Consider the following 19692-nt stretch of genomic DNA (forward strand, 5'->3'; position numbering starts at 1 on the left):
TAAGGAGGTGCCTACTGTGGTCTAGACCACAAATGAAGGTAACTCGCCGATCGGAAAACGTCTAGACCACTTCGTCTGGTCTAGACACGCAGTGACGTCGCGGCGGCGAGTTTCAAACAGTCGAGCGCGACCGGCAGCAGCGGATTGCCGTTATTCGGCCGATGCACCGCGAGCACCCGGCGGCTCGCGGTCACCCCTGACGGCCGCAGCGCGCGGATGTCCTCGCCGGAGACGGCCAGGCCGGGCAGCATCGCGACGCCGAGCCCGCGCGCGACGAGGTCGCGCAACACCGTGTAGTCGTTGCTGCGGAAGATGATGCGCGGAGTGAACCCCGCAGCCTGAGCCAGCCGCCCGAGCGAGCGCGCGCCCGCGGTGTCCTCGCGCGTGCACATCCATGACTCGCCGGCCAGCTCGGCGAGATCCACGTCGGGGCCCTCGGCCGCGTGCGCCGACGGCACCGCGATGGTCAGCGGCTCGGCCAGCAGTTCCGTGCGGTGCAACGATATGGGCCATTCGCGCGCGTCGAGGTCGTACTCGAACACGAGCGCCAGGTCGACCGAACCGTCCACCACACCGCCCAGCACCTCGTCCGGCTCACCCTCGTCGAGCTCCACCTCGGCGCCGGGGCAGCGCGCGACGATCTCGGCCAGTGCCGGCGGCAGCACCCGCGCGCTCGCGGTCGCGAAACTCGCCAGCCGCAGCGTGCCGTGCTCGCCGAGCGCCATCGCGCGGGCTTCGCTCTCCAGCTTGGACAGCGCGCTGAGCACGTCCTGGCTGCGCTCCGCCAGCAGCCGGCCGACCGCGGTCGGCCGGACACTGCGTGCCGAGCGCTCGAACAACGCCGCGCCGACCGCCCGTTCCAGCAGCATCATCTGCTGCGAGACGGCCGACGCGGTGTAGCCGAGACTCCGCGCGGCCTCCGCGAACGATCTGGTACGGACGCATTCGCGCAGTGTGCGCAGGTGGATCGGGTTGAGCACGCCGTGACACTAGGCGTCGCGGCGCGTGAAGCCAACACCCGGTTCGGCTAGCGGAATTCGTGCACGACTTCGATCAGGCCGACGATGTGCGTGTTGAACTCGGCGAGTTCCTCGGCGGGAACCCAGAGTTCGAGGATGGTCTTGCCGCCGGCCTGTCGTACCGGGTAGCGCTGGAGGAACTCCGACTCGACGTGGAACTTGGTCACGTAGCCGACACCGTGATGCGGCACGTTCCAGTCTCGGGCGATCTTGATCGCGTAGTCCTCGTTGAGCACCGGATAGAAGATCGGCTGCTCGGGGAGCCGGCGTGGCCAGGCTCGCCAGGCGGCCTGGCGGAGGAGTTCGTGCTCCTCGGGGCCGGTCGGGCGCCACAGCACCGTGGTCGGCGCAGCCTGAATCACTGTATTCCCCTCGCGCTCGTTCGAAGAGCGAACACTAACGGGCGTTTTGACTGGTGCGCCAGCCATTTGATCAGGGCAGCCGACCCCGCAGTTCCATCGCGGCGCGGACGCGGCCCTGCGCGATCGAGATGGCCGCCGCGTGCGGCAATGTCCCGGATCGCTCGGCCGCTGTGAGCACCTGATCGGTGTTGCGCCGCACGCGTTCGGCGACCGAGGTCATGATCGCGGCCGGGTCGGGTCGGAACGGCGAGTGCCTGGCGTCCATCGCGAAGGCCGCCGCGATGACGCCGCCGGCGTTGGCGATGAAGTCCGGCACGACCGTGACGCCGCGCCCGGCGAGCACCTGGCGCGCGGCGGGCGTGGTCGGCAGGTTCGCGCCCTCGATGATCAGCTGTGCCTTGACTTCCGGCGCGAGGTCGACGCCGAGCACGTCCTGGCGGGCGGCGGGGATGAGCACGTCGCAGTCGACGAGCAGTTCGGCGCCCGCCTCGATCCGGTGATGCGGCGGCGCGGCTTGGACGCACGCGTCGCCGTGTTCGGCGCGCAGGTCAAGCCACTTCGGCACGTCGAGGCCGCTGGGGGAGTAGACCGCGCCGTCCGCGGTCGACAAGGCGACGACCTGCGCGCCGAGTTCGTGCAGCCGCCGGGCGGCCGCCGCGCCGACCGCGCCGAAACCCTGAATGGAAACCCGCGCGCCCGAGGACGATCGGCCGATCCGGAACAACGCCGCGTCGGCCGATTCGGCGACGCCGTGCCCGGTCACGCCGAGCTTGTCGTAGGGCACGCCGCCGAGTTCCTCCGGCACGCCGACGGCCGCGCCGCGGTCACCGAGCTCGTCCTGGATGATCGCCGCGTCGCGCTCGGTCAGGCCCATGTCGAGTCCGGCGACGTACTGCGAGGGGATCTGATCAGCAAGTTTGCGGGCGAACGCGCGCAGCACGCGTTCCTTGTCCTGGCCGTTCGGGTCGCCCGCGATGCCCGCCTTCGCGCCGCCGTGGAAGAGATCGACGGCGGCCCACTTCCACGTCATCACCCTGGCGAGCCGCGCGATTTCGTTGACAGACACGTCCGGGCTCATCCGGACGCCACCCTTGCCGGACCCGCGCGCCGTGTTGTCGATGACGAGCACGCCCCGCATCCCGGTCTTCGTGTCCGAAACGCAGACGATCTTTTCCGGGCCCCACTCGTCCATGCTCTGCAGCAAGTCCACTCAAAGTCCTTAAACGACGTTGTGTTCGAGCTTGATCTTGTTTCCCGTGAAACGTTGCGCGTCCAATGTGGACACGTCGACAAAAGGTTTTTCGCCGAGCACGAGATCGCGCAGCACCTCGCCGACGGCGGGCCCCTGGCCGAAGCCGTGCCCGGAAAACCCGGTGGCGTAAAAGAAACCGGGGACGTCAACGGACTGGCCGATCATCGCGTTGTGGTCGGGACTGATCTCGTAGAGCCCGGCCCAGCCGTGCGCGATGCCGACTTCGGCGAGTTTCGGCGCGCGATGCAGCACCGCCGAGCCGAGCCGTTCGAGCCAGCCGTCGTGGGTCGACAGGTGATAGCCGAACTCCTCCTCGGGGTCGGACATCCCGATCAGCAGGCCCGCGCCCTCGGGGTGGAAGTAGAACGTGGTGGCGAAGTCGATGGTCATCGGGAGATCCGGCGGCAGGTCCGGAATCGGCTCGGTCACCCGGATCTGGCGGCGCAGCGGCCGCACGGGCAGGTCGACGCCCGCCAGTTCGCCGACCTCGGCCGACCACGCGCCCGCGGCGCAGATGACCGTCGAGGTGCGGACGGTTCCGCCGGTGGTGTGCACCGCGGAGACATGGCCGCCGGTGGTTTCGATGCCGGTGACAGCGCAGTGCCGCCGGATGGTCGCGCCCAGCCGTCGCGCACCCTGCGCGAAACCCTGCACGACCGACTCGGGCGTGCAATGCCCGTCGCGCGGCGAATACGCGGCCGCGAGCAGGCCCTCGGTGCTGATGATCGGCGACAAGGCGAGTGCTTCGGAGACCTCCAGCATGCGGCTTGGCACGCCTGCCGTGTTCTGCACGGCGACGCCGGCGGTGAACGCGGCGACGTCGCCCGGCTTGTCGAGCAGGAAGAGATAGCCGTGCTGGTGCAGGTCGATCTCGCCGCCCGGCCGCTGCGCGAACCGTTCCAGCAACTCGATGCTGCGCGCGCCGAGCGCGATGTTGACCGGGTCCGAGAACTGCGCGCGGACCCCGCCCGCCGCCTTCGAAGTGCTGCCGGACGCGAGCTCGTCGCGTTCGAGCAGCAGGACGTCGATCCCCGCCTCGGCGAGGTGGAAGGCGGCGCTGACGCCGACCACCCCACCGCCGATGATCACTACCTCGGCCGTGTCACGCATTTCCATACAGTGACCGTATGACGCCGGACCGTGCGGGCGCGAGCTGTTCAGTGCCAGTAGATCTGGGGCTCAGCGTCATCCATCGGCGGGCTCGTGAACCTTTCGCGAACTCGGCGAAACGGTGAAAGTCACCCACAACGATCTGGGAGGCGCCCATGAGCCGGCTCGGCGAACGCGAATCAGGATTTCTGAGCACCGGACCGCGCGGGATCTTCCGCCGGACCCTGCCCGCTGCGGAGCCGGACTCAGGGCACCGCATGGTCCGGGTGCTCGGGCTGGGCCAGCTCACCTTGATCGGGGTCGGCGCGATCATCGGTGCCGGGATCTTCAGCCTGGCCGGCGCGGTCGCCCGCGACATCGCCGGGCCCGCTGTGCTGCTGTCGTTCCTGATCGCGGGCGTCGCCTCGCTGTGCTCGGCGTTCGCGTACGCCGAGTTCACCGGGCTGGTTCCGCGCGCCGGGTCCTCGTACACCTACGGCGCGGCGGTGCTCGGCGAGATCGTCGGCTGGGTGATCGGCTGGGACCTGCTGCTCGAGTACACCGCGATCGTGGCGGCGGTGTCGATCGGCATGTCGGGGTATGTCGGCTTCCTGCTCGACGACATCGGTGTCCATCTGCCCGCGTGGGCGCTCGGCGCACCCGGAACCGGCGCCGGCCACAAGATCGACCTGGTCGCGGTGCTGATCTGCCTGGGAGTCGCGTGGCTGCTCAACCGCGGCACGAAGACCTCGTCGCGGGTCGACGTCGTGCTCACCGTCATCAAGATCGCGATCGTGCTGCTGGTGGTGATCGTCGGGATCACCAAGGTGCAGAGCGCGAACCTCAGCCCGTTCATGCCGTTCGGCTTCGACGGCGCCGTCGCGGGCGCGTCGACGGTGTTCTTCGCCGTCTTCGGTTACGACGCGCTGAGCACAGCGGCCGAGGAATCCCTTGAGGCACGGCGGAATCTGCCCAAGGCGATGATGCTCTCGCTCGGCATCTGCATGGTGCTCTACGTGCTCGCCTGCATCGTGCTCACCGGCATGGTCGGCTACCAGCAGGTCGACCCGGCGCGCGGGTTCTCCGCCGCGTTCGAGGCGGTCGGGCTCGGCGGCGTCGGCACGATCGTCGCGATCGGCGCGGTGCTCGGCATCGTGACGGTCAGCTTCTCGTTCATGATGGGCGCCTCCCGGCTCTGGTACGCGCTCAGCCGAGACGGTCTGATGCCGCGCTGGTTCGGCGGCCTGCACCCGCGCCGCCGGGTGCCGCATCGCGCGACCTGGCTCATCGGCGGCGCGTCCGCGGTGCTCGCCGGGCTCCTGCCGGTGCGCGAGGCTGCCGAGCTGACCAACATCGGTGTGCTGCTCGCGTTCGTCATCGTCAGCGCCGCGGTGATCGTGCTGCGCTACCGCAGCCCGGACCTGCCGCGCGGGTTCAAATGCCCTGGCATGCCGATCGTGCCGTTGATCGGCATCGGGTTCTCCATCTGGCTGATGACGTTTCTCAAGGCCGAAACCTGGTGGCGGCTGGGTGTCTGGCTGGTGCTCGGCTTGGTCATTTACGCTGGTTACGGCTACCGCAACGCGCGGAAGGTCAGCCCTGGGGGATCGGTCGATTTGGCGAACCTGCCCGACTGAGCCGTGAACTCGTTTCGCTCTTGCCGCGAATAGCAGGGTGAACGCTCCCACGGCGAGAGGCTGAACTTGAGCTCAGACGCAGCGGTGATCGAGGCGTCGCTAGGCGAACCAGGCCGGTTCGCCGCAATCTTCGACCGCCACGGTCCCCACATACACCGCTATCTCGCGCGCAGGCTCGGCAGAGAGGCCGCGGACGACCTCGTCGGCGACACCTTCCTGATCGCCTTCGACAAGCGCGGCAAGTACGACCTGGCCAGGCCTGACGCCCGGCCGTGGTTGTACGGCATCGCGACCAACCTGGTCAGCCAATACTGGCGTGACCAGGGCAAACAGGCGCGCCTGCGGCTGGTCACCGGACCGGAGCCGGTCCAGGACGGGCACGCCGATCGCGTCGCCGAGCAGGTGACCGCCGAGGCCATGGGCGACGTGCTCACCCAGGCACTGAACACGCTGTCCGAAGGCGACCGCGACGTGCTCGTGCTGATCGCCACCGAGGGACTGGCCTACGACGAGGTCGCGGCCGCGCTGGACATCCCGGTCGGGACGGTCCGGTCGCGGATGTTCCGCGCCCGCAAGAAGGTCCGCGCCTCGCTCGGTTTGAAGACTTCTGAGGAGATTTCCCAGCATGGATGAGCTGCAGTTGCTGAAAGAAGCAGGAGACAAGACCCCGCTCGTCACGCTGGCGGAACTGGCACCGGCCCGGGCGCGGCTCGAAGCGGCGATCGGCGCGTCGCAGGCGCCCCGAACCCGCCGCAGGCGGCTGGTCTGGGGCGGGGCCGGCGTGATCGGGCTCGCCGCCGCCATCACCGCGGTGATCGCGATCGCGCCCGTCGACGAGGTCGCGCCGCAGGCGGTGGCCGATCCCGTGCGGGTGCTGACCGAGGCCGCCGCCGCGGCGTTGCTCGCGCCCGATGTGGAACCACGTCCCGACCAGTTGATCTACACCAAGACGCAGAACCCCGACAGCGTGCGGGAGTCCTGGCTTTCGGTCGACGGCGAGCACGACGGGCTCATCAAGCAGTCACAAGGCGACTTCCCGCTGCCGGGTTGCATCAACGGGAAGGCTCAGGTGATCAAGGGCGACGAGCCGATACCCGGGCTGTTCGAGGCCTGCAAGCCGTCACCCTCCTACCTGCGAGACCTGCCCACCGACCCCGACGCGATGCTCGCTTATCTGCTGAAGAACCACAGCGGGGCCGAAGGCGACGTCAACGCACTCGGCAAGGACGTCGCGTCGCTCGCCAACGAGCGGTACCTGCGCCCTGCTGCCCGCGCCGCGCTGTTCCGCGCCGCGGCCAAGGTGCCGGGCTTGTCGGTGGTGGAAAACGCGAAGGACGGGATGGGCAGGCTGGGTATCGGTATCACCTGGCCCACCCCGCACGGATCTTCGAAGGACGCCAAGCCGATGATACTGGTCTTCGACCCGAAAACCGGGATGTACCTGGGGAGCCGGAACACCGCGGTGGTCACCAGGGCGATCGTGGACAGGATCGGAGACCACCCCTGACCGGGTGACGACGGCGCCGCGAAGCCCTGACTAGAATTCGTGCCGGTTGGCAAGATTTCGCCGGAAGGGGTTGCCGGATGGGGGCTCGGGGGCCGTACGCGCCGGGGGTCGCGCGGCGGGAAGAACTCATCCGGGCGGCGCTGCAGGTCTTTGCGACCAAGGGATACGAAGCCGTTTCGCTGCGGGAACTCGCGGCACAGGTCGGGATTTCGCATACCGGGCTCCGCCATCACTTCGCCTCGAAAGAGGAGTTGCTGATGGCGGTGCTCCGGTATCGCGACGAGCAGGCGCTCGAGCCCGAAAAGGCCGAGGGCGTCACCGGGATGGACTGGCTGCGTGCGAGCGAACAGGTGGTCGCGCACAACGTCCGCCAGCCACATCTGGTGCAGCTCTTCGCGACCCTGTCGACGGCCGCGAGTGAACCGTCGCATCCCGCGCACGCGTATTTCGTCGACCGGTACGCCAAGGGCAGGGAAATCGCGGCGAAACACGTGCGTGCCGCGCAGGAAGCCGGCCGGATCGGCGCCGACGTCGATCCGGAACTGGTCTCGCAGCTGTTCTTGGCGACCATGGACGGCCTGCAGATCCAATGGCTGCTGGATCCGGAGGCCGTCGACATGACAGCGGCCTATGGGCAGTTCCTGTCGCGGTTCATCGAGGCGCTTTCCGCGACCGTGTCTTCTTAAGCCGTCTCTCTTAGGCTTGTCTTAGCGTCCGGTGAAAGTCGCTTTACCCGGTCCGTCGGCGAGGAATGACTTCACCGCGCCGCGCAGGTCCTCGGTGTCGAACAAGTCCGCGGCGATCGTGGTGATGTGCGCGTTGGCCTCCGCCACGCCGCCGTGTTCGTAGTGCTCGAGCACCTTCTTCGTGGCGGCGTGCGCCTTGGTCGGCCCGGCGGCCAAGTCCTCGGTGAACGCGCGGCACGCGGCGTCGAAGTCTTCCGCGGGCAGCACGCGGTTGACCACGTTCCAGCGCTCCAGCGTGTGCGCGTCATAGGTCGCGCCGGTCATCACGAACTCCTTGGCACGGCCGACACCGGCGCGCGCGGCGAGCCGCTGGGTGCCGCCCATGGTCGGCGTCAGGCCGACGACCCGTTCCACCAGACCGAATTTCGCGCGCTCGGAAGCCAGGATGATGTCGCACGCGACGGCTACCTCGAACGCCCACGTCAGGCACAAGCCGTGCGCGGCGAAGACGGTCGGGAACTCCAACGCGGCGATCCGGTCCGGAATGGACAGCATCCGGTCGAACAGGACCTTCGCCTCGGCGGCACTGCTCTGCGCGTCGAAGAGCGACACGTCCACGCCACCGCTGACGATCTTGCCCTCGGCGCGGACGAGCAGCGCGCGCGGGCGGTCGTTCTCGAGCTCGCCGATCGCGTCGGCGAGCCGGTCCTGGAGCTCGGCGGTGTAGAGGTTCAGCGGGGGAGCGTCGATGGTCAGCACCGCGAGCCCGGCGCTTTCCCGTTCCACTTGAATCAAGGCGTCAATCCTGTTCCTCGGCGTCGACCAGCGTGTCCCAGTGTTGCTGGGCCTCCGGCCGCCAGTCGACGTGGGTCTTGTGGAACAGCTCGGCCGCCTTCAGCCCGCTCCAGTTCGACGGCAGCAGGTCCGACGGCAGCTGCGGATCCAGGAACGGGAAGCGGCGCCATTCGTGCACGAGCCTGGTCTGCGCGCGCAGCACCGCCTCGCCGCCCGCCGGGTTGAGGCCGGTGAACTTGTCGATGAAGTCCTCGTACCGGTCCTTGAGCTCGGTCAGGTCCCACGAGCGCGCGACCATGGTCTCCTGCTCGCCGACCTCGCCGTAGTGCGAGGTGAACGACATCGCCTGCGTGTCGAGGCCGAGGTCGTGCACGATCTGCTGCGCCTCACGCTGGCGCGTGACATCCGGGCTCACCCAGACCCCGGACACCGGGGAGCCGAATCCTGCCCAGGTCAGCCGGGTGCGCAGGCGATGGCGCAGGTCGCGCTTCGACTCGGGCACCGAGACGATCAGCATCAGCCAGCTGCCGTCCCAGCTGCGGGTCTCGTTGCCGAAGCCGTAGATCCGCTCCGCGCCCTCGGTCAGCAGGCGGCGCCCCGGCGGCGTCAGCGACCAGCGGACCCGGCGGCCGACGCGCTCGGAGACGACCCAGCCCTCGGCCGACGAGCGCGCGAGCGCCTGGCGCGCGGACTTCTCCTCGACCTCCAGCAGGCCGAGCACGTCCACCAGGATCGAGGTCCAGACCGGCTTGTCTCTGGGCAGGACGAATTCGCCGAGCACCGTCATCAGCAGGGAGCGCGCACTGGCGTGGCTCACCTCCCGGCGGCGGGAAACGGTCGGCCGCGGCGCGGCGCCCTTCTGCTCGGTCGTGCGCGACCGAGCCCCGACCATCGCGTCGGTGGCGGGCTCCGCCATCGCTCTCACCGCCTCACTGCTCACGGAACGTCAACCTGGTCAGCCTACCCAGGCCATCGATCGGGCGGGACAAGTCGGTCCGGAGTTTCGCCAAGTAACCGAAAAGGCACGCCCGAGGGGCGGGCGCGAGTTTCGTCCCGATGAACGGAAGCGGGACATTTTGCCCCGTTGCCGCCCGAGGGCAAGAAAGCAGTTGTCACGGAGCGTTTTCTGGGGTCCGCCAACTAGGTGAAGAACGCCTTTGCGGGTGCCACTACACTTGCCGGGCTTTCTAGGGTGAGGATCTTCGGATCGGGGCAGCGGTAAGGTGGTCGCCTCGCACGTGGATTTTCGCCGATACCTGAGGCGGGGAAGAGCGGCTGTGACGACTTATGCAGGGGCGGCGCGGCGATGGACTTGGGCCGGGTATCTCGTCACCGGTTTCGCGGTCATCGCCGCTTACTACGTGACCGTCATTTCTTCCGCTCCGCAACTATTACGGGTCGTGCTCTACTGCTCGGTGACCGTCTCGGCGTTCGTCGCCGTGTTCTACGGGTGCGTCCGTAACCGGCCGGCGGCCAAGCTCCCGTGGGTACTGCTCGGGCTGGGCCAGATCGTTTACGCGACCGCCGACACGAGTTTCTACGTCGCGCACTACATCGTCGGCAACCTCGATTTCCCCGCGCTGGCCGACGTCTTCTATCTGGGGCATTATCCGCTCGTGGTGGCCGGCCTGGTCGTGCTGATCCGCTCGCGCACCCCCGGCTGGGACCTGCCCGCCGTGCTCGACGCCGCGATGCTCGCCGTCGTCGGCGGGATGCTGTCGTGGCTCTACCTCATCGCGCCGCAGGCGACCAGCGCCGCGCCGATGCTGGTCAAGGTGGCCTCGGTCGGCTATCCGATGATGGACCTCGCCATGTTCGCCGTGGCGTTGCGGCTGGTACTCGGCCAAGGCCGCCGCCCGGTCGCTTTTTCGCTGCTGTCGCTGAGTTTGCTGTCGTTCGTCGTGGCCGACACCGTCTACGTGGTGCAGCAGGTGAACGGCACTTATTCGGCAGGCAATTTCCTCGACGCGATTTGGCTTTCCGGGAACCTGCTGCTCGGCGCGTCCGCATTGCACCCGACCATGGGCAAGGTCGCCGAAACCGTGCCGTTCGGCGCGCCGGTGCCCGGTCCGTGGCGCATCGCCGCGTTGTGCACGGCCGTTCTCATCGCGCCGGCGACCGTGCTCATTGAGAACGCCCGCGGTGCGCATTCGGGTATTCCGGTGGTCGCTTGTGCTTGCGCGGTGTTGTTTTTGCTCACGATCGCGCGATTGGCGGGGCTTGTTTCCCAGCAACGCAAGCTCGCCATCACCGACGCGCTGACCGGGTTGCGCACGCGCCGTCACTTCGAAGCGCAAATGGTCCCCGAACTCGCCAGGGCGCGCCGCGCCGGCGGTTCCGTCGCTGTGCTGATCGCGGACGTGGACCATTTCAAGTCCGTCAACGACCGCTACGGCCATCCCGTCGGCGACGAGGTGCTGATCGAAATCGGCAAGCGGCTGCGCGAGGCCATCCGGCCAGGCGACCACCTCGCCCGCTATGGCGGCGAGGAATTCGCGATCCTGATCCGCGACGCCGGTCCCGACGACCCGGCGGTGATCGCCGAGCGGCTGCGCCAGCAGGTCGCGGACCGCCCGATCGTCGTCTCCGGCGACGTGTGGATCGGCGCGACCATCTCGGTGGGCACCGCGAGTTATCCCCTGCACGGCAACACGCCCGGTGAGTTGTTCGGCGCCGCGGACCGCGCGCTCTACTCGGCCAAGGCGCAGGGCCGCGACCGCGTCGTGCTCGCGGACCTCAGCGGGCACCCGCCGGTCGACCAGCACACGGAGCGGTCGCTCACGCTCGATCTGGAGAAGGTCGCCGACGAGGTCGACGGCTGGCTGTCCAACCACGAGCACAGCAAGGTCGTCGGATATTGGTCCGGACTGGTCGCGACCGGGATGGGGCTCGCGCCCGAGGTCGCTGGCCGGGTGGAGCTGGCCGGGCGGCTGCACGACATCGGCAAGGTGCTCGTCCCGCAGGAGGTCTGGACCAAGGAGAAGCCGCTGACGGATGAGGAGTGGCTGCTCGTGCGGCAGCACCCCGAGTTCGGCTGCAGGCTGGCGAAAACCGTGGCCGGGCTCGGCGACGTCGCCGAGATCATCCGGCAGCACCACGAGCGCTTCGACGGGACGGGGTACCCGGGTGGGCTCGCCGGCGCGCACATCCGGATCGAGGCCCGCATCCTGGCGGTGTGCGACTCCTGGGCGGCGATGCTGGCCGATCGGCCGTATCAGAAGGCGCTGACCGAGGATGGCGCCGTGCGTGAGCTGCTCAGTGGCCGCGGCACGCAGTTCGATCCGGATGTGGTCGCGACATTCCTGACCTTGCACCGGCACCGCAGGCTGGGGCCGCTGCCCCTGCTCGACCCGGCTGGCAAGACGCCGGCCGGGCGAGCCTGAGCGGTAGTACTTGGCCTCGCTATTTGGCCTCGTCGGCGATCGTGTTCCAGAACTGCAGTTCGTAGTCCTGGAACAGGCGTGCGTACGTCCAGGCCTCGTCGGTCGCCTCGTTGCGGTCGATCCCGGCTTGGACGATGGTCGCGGCCTGCTCGTCCGCGCCGGGGATCGGCGCGCCGAAGAAGTCGAAGAAGCCGCACGCCTCGTCGTCGAAGCCGTAGTGCTCGCGCATCGCCTTCGCGATGGTCGCGCAGTAGGTGCCGAAGGCGGCGAAGTTCGCGTTGAGCGCGACGACGACGTCGGCGGGCTTGCCATTGAGCGCCATCCACGCCATGAACGACGGGTACGCCTGGCAACCCGCCAGCGGGCGGTACTCGCTCAGCGCCTGGTCGTCGAGGCCGGTCACGGCGGCCAGTGCCTTCAGTTTCTCGAGCGCGAGCCCTTCGCCCGCGCCGAGCCCCGCGAAGAACTCCCGCGCGCCCGGCTCGCTCGCCCGCGCCGCCAGGTGCAGGAAACTACGCTGGTCACTGGGCACGATGCGGCTTTCCTCGGCCGCGATCAGCCGGAACACCGAGCGCGGCGCCTTGCCGCTCGCGATCAGGTCGACCAGGCGGTTTTCACTCTCCTTCGGAGCCAACTCTTGGTGGACTGCGTCAAGCAACTCACGAGCCGAAGCGGCCATGGATCTACCGTTCCCCTTTGCCGGTCGGTGACCGTTCGCTGACGGTCGGTACCCGACGAGCCTAGCGAAGCCGCTCGCGGACCTCCATGAGCGCGAAGCCGAGAAGGTTCAGGCCGAGCCACTGGTTCGGGTCGGCGGCGCGTTCGTCGTCCTCGGCGAGGCCGATGCCCCAGATCCGGTCGAGCGGCGATGCCTCGGCGAGTATTCGGTCGCCGGTGTTGACCAGGAATGTCTTGAGGTCGGCGTTCTGCCCGAATTTGGCCAGGTTCCCGGTCACGACGATTTCCTCGCGGTGCTTGGTCCAGCGCTGCTCGTCGAACCCGGTGATCTGGCGGCCGAGGGTCTTGGCTTCGTTCGGGTGGTTCACGTTCCTGATCCTGGCCGCGGTCGCGGGGTCGTCGAAGAGCATGGCTTTGGCGGCCATCATGTAGTGCTCGGCCGTCGGGTAAACGTGCCCGTCCACGGTGAACCCGGCGGGCCACCATTGGCTCAGGCAGGCCTTGGTGACGCCTTGTCCTTGGTGGCCCCAGAAGTACAGGAACTTGGGCTTCTTTTCGGGCATGGGACAGTGGTACCAGGCTTGGCGGGCCTGCCGCGCTGGATTTTCGGGCTTAGCATGGGGGATGTCGATCGACTTGTTCGCCGGGATCTATGTCCGTGACTACGAGGCGGCGAAGGCCTGGTACGTCCGCGTACTCGGTGCCGAGCCCGCGTTCTACCCGAATGACACAGAAGCCGTGTGGGAGATCGCCGAGCATCGGTACCTGTACATCCGGGTCAATCCCGAGCATGCCGGGCACGCTGTTCAGACGATCCTGGTCGACGATCTCGATGCTCGTGTCGGCGGGATCGCCGAGCGGGGGATCGAGCCGGCGAACCGGGAGGCCTATCCCAATGGCGTGCGCAAGGTGATGTACCACGATCCCGATGGCAACGAGATCGGGTTCGGCGGGATGCCCGAGTAGAGTCTGGGCCGAGTTCTCCAGCACGACGTCGGTCACTTGGCCTACTCCGCCATGACGGGGACGAGCGGCTCCCGCCTCTTCGTGTAGTCCCGTCGCGTGATCGCCGAAGTCCAGACCGTCTCGCCGTCGGCGCCCGTGCGAACCCGCCAGCGGCCGGAATGCTTGGCGCGGTGATGGCGGCGGCATTCGCAGTTGCCGTTCGTGTCGTCGGTGGGACCGCGGCGGTTCCAGGGACGCACGTGGTCGTAGTCGGTCTTGTGCGCGACCAGGTAGCACGCAGGGAAGGTGCAGGTGTTGTCGCGCAACTGGACGAATTCCTTGAGCGCCGCGCTGGGCCGGTATTTCTTCTCGGCCATCTTCTTGGGGTAGCCGCCGTCGTCGACGAGAACACCTGTCCAGACCGCATGCAGGCCGAAAGCGATCTCCCGCAACTGCTCGGCGGTGATGGCGCCGTAACCGCGGAGAGTCCCTGGCAGGTCGTCGAGTCCCAGGATGGTAGAGGCGTTGCCTGCGACGTAAACATGAGCGACTGTCTTGCTGGAGTACTTGCCCAGCAACAGGTCTCGCATGATGTCGGCGCGGAGTTCGTTCATCGAGCGGGAATCGCCGCCGCGTTTGTGGTCGCGGGCGATGGTGTCGATGCGGTCCTGGACGGCCAGGATGTTCTCGGCGGAGTCGTGCCAGAACTGCGTGGCCATCCCGTCGGGTTCGGTCCGTACCGAGATCCGGCGGCGTCCCTTGGCGATGGCGCGCCGTTTGGCTTCGCCTTCGGGGTCGATGCTGAGGATGGTCTTGCGCAGCAAGGACCAGAGCTGACCGGGGGACAGCTCGGACGCGTGGGGATGGATCGCCGCGTCCACCGCGCGGGCGTTCTTCTCGGTCAGGCCCGAGCAGGCGCGGTCGACGATGTCGGCGCGAAGCCAGTTGAGGCGACCGTCGGCCAGCGCGGCGAAGGACAGGGGATGCCGCGCCGCCAAGGAGCCTGCGAAAGCGATGTCCTTGCCGACGCGGGCGGAGGTCGTCTTGCGTTCCACGGTGATCAGGTCGACCGCCGCTTGGGTGTCGCCTAACGCTTCGACGAGTCCGTTGACCGTGCGGAGGTACGCGGCGTCGAGGGTGGCACGAGCGTTGTCGACCTCGTTCAAGAGGTCCATCCGCTGTGTGGCGGACAGTTTCTTGAGGTCCATCGTCAGGAAGATCGAGGGTGGCCGGTCCGCGTAAGCGGTCCCAGCTCTTCGTTCATCGTTCACATGTTCGAATGTAGAGACCTATACCTCTGTCCACCAGGACACGTTCGGGTGACTCACAACATCTCCGCAACGAAACGCGGCCCCGCTGGCCGGCCCAGCAAGCCATCGCAAGCCTGCGAAGGACGGCCAACTAAGCTCGTAACCCTCATGAGCGCCACACTCGTAGCGAAGGACCTCGCGGCCGGCCACGGCGATCGCGTCCTCTTCTCCGGTTTGAATCTCGTCGTCGCACCCGGCGATGTCGTCGGCCTGGTCGGCGTCAACGGCGCGGGCAAGTCGACCCTGCTCCGCACCCTCGGCGGCCTGATCCCGGCGGAGCAGGGGACCGTGCGGCTGAGCCCGCCCACCGCGACCGTCGGGCACCTCCCGCAGGAGCCGGAGCGGCGTGAAGGCGAGACCGTGCACGCCTTCCTGAGCCGGCGTACCGGGGTCACCTCGGCGCAGGCGGAGCTCGACGCGGCGACCGCAGCGCTGGCCGCCGAGACGGCGGGCTCCGACGACGCCTACGCGACCGCCTTCGACCGATGGCTCGCGCTCGGCGGCGCGGATCTCGACGACCGGATCGGCGAGGTCATCCACGAACTCGGGCTCGACGTGAGCCTCGACCAGCCGATGACGTCGCTGTCGGGCGGACAGGCCGCGCGTGCGGGCATGGCTTCGCTGCTGCTGAGCCGTTACGACCTCTTCCTGCTCGACGAGCCGACCAACGACCTCGACCTCGACGGGCTCGACCGGCTCGAGCGGTTCGTGAAGAACCTGCGCGCCGGGACCGTGCTGGTGAGCCACGACCGCGAGTTCCTCGCGCGCACGGTGACCAGGGTGGTCGAGCTGGATCTGGCTCAGCAGCAGGTCAATTCCTACGGCGGTGGCTACGAGGCCTACCTCGAGGAGCGAGAGGTCGCGCGCAGGCACGCGCGCGAGGAGTACGACGAGTTCGCCGACACCAAGGCCGCGCTCGAAGCCCGCGCGAGCATGCAGCGCGGCTGGATGGAGAAGGGCGTCAAGAACGCCAGGCGCAAGGCCACCGACAACGACAAGATCGGCCGCAAGTTCCGGTCGGAGGCCACCGAGAAGCAGGCGTCGAAGGCCCGCCAGACCGACCGCATGATCGAACGGCTCGACGTCGTCGACGAGCCGCGCAAGGAGTGGGAACTCCGGATGGAGATCGCGGCGGCGCCGAGGGCGGGCGCGGTCGTGGCGACGCTGCGCGGGGCCGTCGTCGACCGGGGCGAGTTCACGCTCGGCCCGGTGGATCTGCAGATCGACTGGGCGGACAAGGTCGCCATCACCGGCGCGAACGGCGCGGGCAAGTCGACGCTGCTGGCCGCGCTGCTCGGCCGGATCGAGCTGACCGCGGGCGAGGCCTCGCTCGGCTCCGGCGTCGTCGTCGGTGAGGTGGACCAGGCACGCAAGCTCTTCCTCGGTGATCAGCCGCTGGTCGACGCGTTCGCCGCCGAAGTGCCCGAGCTCGCGGACGCGGAGGTGCGCACGCTGCTGGCCAAGTTCGGCCTCAAGGCACACCACGTGCTGCGGCGCGCGGCGACGCTTTCGCCGGGCGAGCGGACCCGGGCCGCCTTGGCGTTGCTGCAGATCCGCGGTGTCAACCTGCTCGTGCTCGACGAGCCGACCAACCACCTGGACCTGCCGGCCATCGAGCAGCTCGAGTCCGCGCTCGCGAACTACCCCGGCACCCTGCTGCTGGTCACGCACGACCGCCGCATGCTGGAGGCTGTGGAGACCAACCGGCGCTTCGAGGTCGCCGACGGCAAGGTGGCCGAGCGCTAGGACATTCCCGCGAACGAGTAGTCCTCGAGCGGGAAACGCCCGGCTTCGCGGTGGGCGTTGGCCGTGGAGGACGGCCGGAGCAGGGTCGCTTCCCCGTGCGGGTTGAAGTAGTAGCTGTTGGCGGCGGAGCACTGGCCGAGTGCGAAGATCGAGTCGCCGACCTTCTCGCGCATCCGGCCGAGGAACTCGTCGTTGGCGTGCTGGGTGACCTCGAACTCCGTCGCGCCGCGGGCACGCATGGCGGTGAACAGCCGGTCCATGTGCCGCATCTGCGTCTCGATCGTGGTGAAATAGGACAGTCCCGAGTAGGAGTACGGGCTGTTGAGCGAGATGAAGTTCGGGAACCGCGGCACGGTGACGCCCTCGTAGGCCTGGAAACGGTTCTCCCGCCACCACTTCCCGAGGTCGCGGCCGCCACGGCCGATGATCTCGATCGCCGGGAAGTTCGCCTCCCACAGGTCGAACCCCGTGGCCAGCACCAGCACGTCGATGTCGCGGCGCTCGCCGTCGGCGGTGACGATGCCGGTTTCGTCGACGCGCGCGATGGACGTGGTCTCCAGGTGGACGTGATCGCGGGTGAAGGTGGGGTAGTAGTCGTTGGAGAACGTCGGCCGTTTGCAGCCGAACGAGTACCGCGGTGTCAGCTTGCGCCGCAACTCGGGGTCGCGGATCTGGCGGCGTAGATGCGCGCGGCACCAGCGCTCGCCGAGCCGGTTGGCCGCCGGGAGCTGCTTGTAGTGCAGCACTCCGGTCACCATCATCAGCTCGAGGATGGCGCTGCCGGCCCAGCGCGCGATGCGCTGGGTGAGCGGGACCGCCGCGAAGGCGCGCCGCAGCGCGGACGGGACCGCGAGGTCAGGTTTGGGGCTGACCCAGATCGGGGTCCGCTGGTACACCGTCATTTCGGCGGCCACCTTGGCGAGCTCGGGGATGAGCTGGACGGCCGTCGCGCCGGTGCCGATCACAGCGACGCGCTTGCCGGTGAGGTCGTAACCGTCGTCCCAGTCGGTGGTGTGGATGACCTTCCCGGCGAAGGTGCCGATCCCGTCGATGTCGGGTTTCTTGGGCTGGGAAAGGAAACCGGTCGCCGTGAGCAGGTACTTCGCGGTGACCGGCCCGCCGTCGCGGCGGGAGACCGTCCACTGGGCTCGGTCGGCGTCCCACACCGCCCCGGTCACCTCGGTGCCGAACCGCATATAGCGGCGCAGCCGGTACTTGTCGGCGACGTGCTCGGCGTAGCGCTTGAGTTCGCGGCCCGGCGCGAACAGGCGTGACCAGTCCGGGTTCGGCTCGAACGAGTAGGAGTAGGTGGCGGACGGGATGTCCACGGCCAGCCCGGGGTAGTGGTTGACGTGCCAGGTGCCGCCGAGGTCCGACTCGCGTTCGAGGATGAGCAGGTTGTCGTACCCGAGGCGGTTGAGCTGGATCGCGGCGCCCATCCCACCGAAACCCGCGCCGACGATGATCGCGTCGTACGTGCTCATGCTTGGTCCTTTCGCTGGGCGTCCTGGCTGAGGCGTGCGCGGTAGTCCGCGCGCTCGGGGCTGTCCGGGTGCAGCGCGCGATCACCCTTGGCCAGCTTGCGGAATGCGCCGAGTGCGGGCTCGGGCAGCAGCCCGGCGGCGGTCGCGAGCGCGCCGACGTAACCGGGCACGGCCACCTCGGCGGCGCGGGTGCGCACGGTGGCGACCACCGCGTCGGCGATGCGTCCCGGACTGACCTTGGGAATCGGCCGCATGTCCAGACCGGACGCCAGCGCGGTGTCCACGGCGGACGGCAGCACGGCGCTGACACTGACGCCGCGGTGCGCGTACTCGAGGCGGGTGGCGGCGGTCAGTCCGACGACGGCGAACTTGCTGGCGTTGTAGACCGCGAGTCCAGGCACCGGGAACTTCCCGGCCAGTGACGCGACGTTGACGATGTGCCCACGGCCGCGCTCGAGCATGCCGGGCAGCGCCAGCCGCATGCCGTGGATGACGCCGAAGACGTTGACCTCCATCATCGCCCTGTTCAGCTCGGCAGGGATGTCGAGGAAGCCACCGTTGGGCATGATCCCGGCGTTGTTGACCAGCACGCTCAGCGGGCCGTTCGCCGCTTCGGCCTCGGCGAGGAAGGCTGCGTACGAGTCAGGGTCCGTGACGTCGAGGTGATGCGCGGTGCCGCCGATGTCCGCGGCGGTGCGCTTGGCCGTTTCGGCGTCGAGGTCGCCGACGGACACGCGCGCGCCCCGCGCGGCCATGCGCTCGGCGGTCACCCGGCCGATGCCTTGTCCCGCACCGGTGATCGCCACGTGGGCGCCGGTGAGATCGATCGCCGGATATCGGGTCATGGCCGGGCTCCTTCGAAGGCCTGGTCGAGCAGTTCCGGTGCGGTACGAAGTGCGGTGGCGAGCACTTGTTCGCCGCGGCGGCCGTCCATGAAGTTCGCGCCCATCGCGTCGAGGTCGCGCTGGGACGGCTCGATCCGGATCACCCTGCTGCCCGCCGCGCGCAGCCTGCGCACCTCTTCGTCGAGCCTGCGGGTCATCGCGGCGCGCAACAGTCGCTCCGCACGGGAGAACCCGCGTGCCGGAGCGCCGTTCTCGCTGGACATCGGCGCGATCACGACGACCTCTTCGACGTCGTGCCCGAGCAGGAGGTCGGCTGAGGTGGGCGAAACGGTGCCGCCGTCGAGGAACGGCCGCCCGTCGATGGACACGGGCGGGAACCAGCCGGGGATGGCCCACGACGCCGCGATCGCCTCGCCGAGTGCGGCGCTCGGCGCTCCGGGCGACCCGAACGCGACGCGCCTGCCGGTCAGATCGGTGGCCACGCACCAGGTCGCGGGATGGGGGACCCAGCCGTCTTCGGTCGCCAGCGCTTCACCCAGGTCTCGCAGCCAGCCCGCGTCGCCGCGGCCGAGGGGGAGCAGTCCCGCGAGCCCGGCCGTCCGGTCGACCTCGCCGCGGCGCGCGGCGCGGATCAGCCCGGTCGCGGGCCAGCGCGGCGACGGCACGGGCGGGAAACGGCCCGGCGCCCGGCGCAGGTGCGCGGCGACGACAGGGTCGCCAGCCGAGCCCGTCAGCGCGCCCAGTATCGCCGAGGCCGGGATGCCGGAACCCAGCATGGCTACGGCTTCCGCGCCGGCGGAGGTGCCGATCAGCACGCGCGCGGCGCCGGGATCCCAGTCAGCCCGAGTGGCCAGCGCGTCCAGGACGGCGGCTGTCCACGCGAAGCCCAGCGTGCCGCCGCAGCCGATCACCAGAGCTCTGCTGGAATGGCGTGTCATTCTTGGAACCGTATGT

General features: G+C 68.8%; 19 protein-coding genes. 7 read left to right on the forward strand and 12 right to left on the reverse strand.

What is annotated here, in order from left to right; translation table 11 throughout:
- Window positions 1-80: 80 nt before the first annotated feature.
- The 4 genes from ACFV15_RS18390 to ACFV15_RS18405 form a co-directional block, all read right to left on the reverse strand.
- Window positions 81-980 carry a LysR family transcriptional regulator gene (locus ACFV15_RS18390; protein WP_378351664.1) on the reverse strand — a complete coding sequence of 300 codons (900 nt, stop codon included), beginning with the start codon at window positions 978-980 and terminating at the stop codon, window positions 81-83.
- A gap of 47 nt (window positions 981-1027) precedes the next feature.
- Complete coding sequence (locus ACFV15_RS18395) at window positions 1028-1381, reverse strand: hypothetical protein (protein ID WP_378351665.1); 354 nt, start codon at window positions 1379-1381, stop codon at window positions 1028-1030.
- Between the two features lie 70 nt (window positions 1382-1451).
- Window positions 1452-2591, reverse strand: coding sequence for a Glu/Leu/Phe/Val dehydrogenase (locus ACFV15_RS18400; protein WP_378351666.1), 1140 nt, complete (start codon window positions 2589-2591; stop codon window positions 1452-1454).
- Between the two features lie 9 nt (window positions 2592-2600).
- On the reverse strand, window positions 2601-3749 hold the full coding sequence (locus ACFV15_RS18405) for an NAD(P)/FAD-dependent oxidoreductase (RefSeq protein ID WP_378351667.1): 1149 nt from the start codon (window positions 3747-3749) through the stop codon (window positions 2601-2603).
- Window positions 3750-3898: 149 nt separating this feature from the next.
- Between ACFV15_RS18405 and ACFV15_RS18410 the strand changes: the two genes are divergently transcribed.
- The 4 genes from ACFV15_RS18410 to ACFV15_RS18425 all read left to right on the forward strand — a co-directional run bounded on the left by ACFV15_RS18410 (window position 3899) and on the right by ACFV15_RS18425 (window position 7552).
- Window positions 3899-5359, forward strand: a complete 1461-nt coding sequence (locus tag ACFV15_RS18410; RefSeq protein ID WP_378351668.1) for an amino acid permease — start codon at window positions 3899-3901, stop codon at window positions 5357-5359.
- Between the two features lie 66 nt (window positions 5360-5425).
- Window positions 5426-5992, forward strand: a complete 567-nt coding sequence (locus tag ACFV15_RS18415; protein WP_378351669.1) for an RNA polymerase sigma factor — start codon at window positions 5426-5428, stop codon at window positions 5990-5992.
- Window positions 5985-6866, forward strand: coding sequence for a CU044_5270 family protein (locus tag ACFV15_RS18420; RefSeq protein WP_378351670.1), 882 nt, complete (start codon window positions 5985-5987; stop codon window positions 6864-6866). Before ACFV15_RS18415 ends, ACFV15_RS18420 begins: the two co-directional genes overlap by 8 nt.
- Before the next feature lie 77 nt (window positions 6867-6943).
- Window positions 6944-7552, forward strand: coding sequence for a TetR/AcrR family transcriptional regulator (locus tag ACFV15_RS18425; RefSeq protein WP_378351671.1), 609 nt, complete (start codon window positions 6944-6946; stop codon window positions 7550-7552).
- A gap of 21 nt (window positions 7553-7573) precedes the next feature.
- Here ACFV15_RS18425 and ACFV15_RS18430 read toward each other — a convergent pair whose 3' ends face one another.
- Entirely contained in the window at window positions 7574-8356 is a 783-nt protein-coding gene (locus tag ACFV15_RS18430) for an enoyl-CoA hydratase/isomerase family protein (protein ID WP_378351713.1), read from the reverse strand.
- Window positions 8352-9263, reverse strand: coding sequence for a PaaX family transcriptional regulator C-terminal domain-containing protein (locus ACFV15_RS18435; protein ID WP_378351672.1), 912 nt, complete (start codon window positions 9261-9263; stop codon window positions 8352-8354). Before ACFV15_RS18435 ends, ACFV15_RS18430 begins: the two co-directional genes overlap by 5 nt.
- Before the next feature lie 361 nt (window positions 9264-9624).
- Here ACFV15_RS18435 and ACFV15_RS18440 point away from each other — a divergent pair, with 361 nt between their 5' ends.
- Complete coding sequence (locus ACFV15_RS18440; protein WP_378351673.1) at window positions 9625-11730, forward strand: diguanylate cyclase; 2106 nt, start codon at window positions 9625-9627, stop codon at window positions 11728-11730.
- 19 nt (window positions 11731-11749) lie between these two features.
- Here ACFV15_RS18440 and ACFV15_RS18445 read toward each other — a convergent pair whose 3' ends face one another.
- Both ACFV15_RS18445 and ACFV15_RS18450 read right to left on the reverse strand, forming a co-directional pair.
- Window positions 11750-12409 carry a transcriptional regulator gene (locus tag ACFV15_RS18445; protein WP_378351674.1) on the reverse strand — a complete coding sequence of 220 codons (660 nt, stop codon included), beginning with the start codon at window positions 12407-12409 and terminating at the stop codon, window positions 11750-11752.
- A 61-nt stretch (window positions 12410-12470) separates the two neighbouring features.
- A complete protein-coding gene (locus ACFV15_RS18450; protein WP_378351675.1) occupies window positions 12471-12971 on the reverse strand; it encodes an NADAR family protein in 501 nt (166 codons plus the stop codon).
- A 61-nt stretch (window positions 12972-13032) separates the two neighbouring features.
- On the opposite strand from ACFV15_RS18450, the gene ACFV15_RS18455 reads away from it, so the two are divergent.
- Window positions 13033-13374, forward strand: coding sequence for a VOC family protein (locus tag ACFV15_RS18455; protein WP_378351676.1), 342 nt, complete (start codon window positions 13033-13035; stop codon window positions 13372-13374).
- Between the two features lie 41 nt (window positions 13375-13415).
- On the opposite strand, the gene ACFV15_RS18460 is transcribed toward ACFV15_RS18455, so the two are convergent.
- Window positions 13416-14624, reverse strand: a complete 1209-nt coding sequence (locus ACFV15_RS18460) for a DUF222 domain-containing protein (protein ID WP_378351677.1) — start codon at window positions 14622-14624, stop codon at window positions 13416-13418.
- Window positions 14625-14771: 147 nt separating this feature from the next.
- On the opposite strand from ACFV15_RS18460, the gene ACFV15_RS18465 reads away from it, so the two are divergent.
- On the forward strand, window positions 14772-16409 hold the full coding sequence (locus tag ACFV15_RS18465) for an ABC-F family ATP-binding cassette domain-containing protein (protein ID WP_378351678.1): 1638 nt from the start codon (window positions 14772-14774) through the stop codon (window positions 16407-16409).
- On the opposite strand, the gene ACFV15_RS18470 is transcribed toward ACFV15_RS18465, so the two are convergent.
- From ACFV15_RS18470 to ACFV15_RS18480, 3 genes are read right to left on the reverse strand one after another with little or no spacing between them, the layout of a single operon-like run.
- The gene (locus ACFV15_RS18470) at window positions 16406-17893 is read right to left on the reverse strand and encodes a flavin-containing monooxygenase (RefSeq protein WP_378351679.1); all 1488 of its coding nucleotides are present in this window, start codon (window positions 17891-17893) and stop codon (window positions 16406-16408) included. The genes ACFV15_RS18465 and ACFV15_RS18470 overlap by 4 nt on opposite strands.
- Window positions 17890-18738 carry an SDR family oxidoreductase gene (locus ACFV15_RS18475; RefSeq protein WP_378351680.1) on the reverse strand — a complete coding sequence of 283 codons (849 nt, stop codon included), beginning with the start codon at window positions 18736-18738 and terminating at the stop codon, window positions 17890-17892. Before ACFV15_RS18475 ends, ACFV15_RS18470 begins: the two co-directional genes overlap by 4 nt.
- Window positions 18735-19676 (reverse strand): patatin-like phospholipase family protein, encoded by a 942-nt coding sequence (locus ACFV15_RS18480; RefSeq protein WP_378351681.1) that lies wholly within the window; start codon window positions 19674-19676, stop codon window positions 18735-18737. The genes ACFV15_RS18475 and ACFV15_RS18480 overlap by 4 nt, the downstream gene beginning before the upstream one ends.
- Window positions 19677-19692 lie beyond the last annotated feature (16 nt).

Origin of the sequence: Amycolatopsis sp. NPDC059657 (genome assembly GCF_042734395.1) — a bacterium.
Taxonomy (GTDB): Bacteria; Actinomycetota; Actinomycetes; order Mycobacteriales; family Pseudonocardiaceae; genus Amycolatopsis.

Coding starts and splice junctions, on each gene's coding strand:
- ACFV15_RS18420 (WP_378351670.1), top strand. CDS start 5,985: ATGGATGAGCTGCAGTTGCTGAAAGAAGCAGGAGACAAGACCCCGCTC.
- ACFV15_RS18450 (WP_378351675.1), bottom strand. CDS start 12,971: ATGCCCGAAAAGAAGCCCAAGTTCCTGTACTTCTGGGGCCACCAAGGA.
- ACFV15_RS18470 (WP_378351679.1), bottom strand. CDS start 17,893: ATGAGCACGTACGACGCGATCATCGTCGGCGCGGGTTTCGGTGGGATG.
- ACFV15_RS18410 (WP_378351668.1), top strand. CDS start 3,899: ATGAGCCGGCTCGGCGAACGCGAATCAGGATTTCTGAGCACCGGACCG.
- ACFV15_RS18435 (WP_378351672.1), bottom strand. CDS start 9,263: ATGGCGGAGCCCGCCACCGACGCGATGGTCGGGGCTCGGTCGCGCACG.
- ACFV15_RS18475 (WP_378351680.1), bottom strand. CDS start 18,738: ATGACCCGATATCCGGCGATCGATCTCACCGGCGCCCACGTGGCGATC.
- ACFV15_RS18425 (WP_378351671.1), top strand. CDS start 6,944: ATGGGGGCTCGGGGGCCGTACGCGCCGGGGGTCGCGCGGCGGGAAGAA.
- ACFV15_RS18480 (WP_378351681.1), bottom strand. CDS start 19,676: ATGACACGCCATTCCAGCAGAGCTCTGGTGATCGGCTGCGGCGGCACG.
- ACFV15_RS18405 (WP_378351667.1), bottom strand. CDS start 3,749: ATGGAAATGCGTGACACGGCCGAGGTAGTGATCATCGGCGGTGGGGTG.
- ACFV15_RS18445 (WP_378351674.1), bottom strand. CDS start 12,409: ATGGCCGCTTCGGCTCGTGAGTTGCTTGACGCAGTCCACCAAGAGTTG.
- ACFV15_RS18465 (WP_378351678.1), top strand. CDS start 14,772: ATGAGCGCCACACTCGTAGCGAAGGACCTCGCGGCCGGCCACGGCGAT.
- ACFV15_RS18455 (WP_378351676.1), top strand. CDS start 13,033: ATGTCGATCGACTTGTTCGCCGGGATCTATGTCCGTGACTACGAGGCG.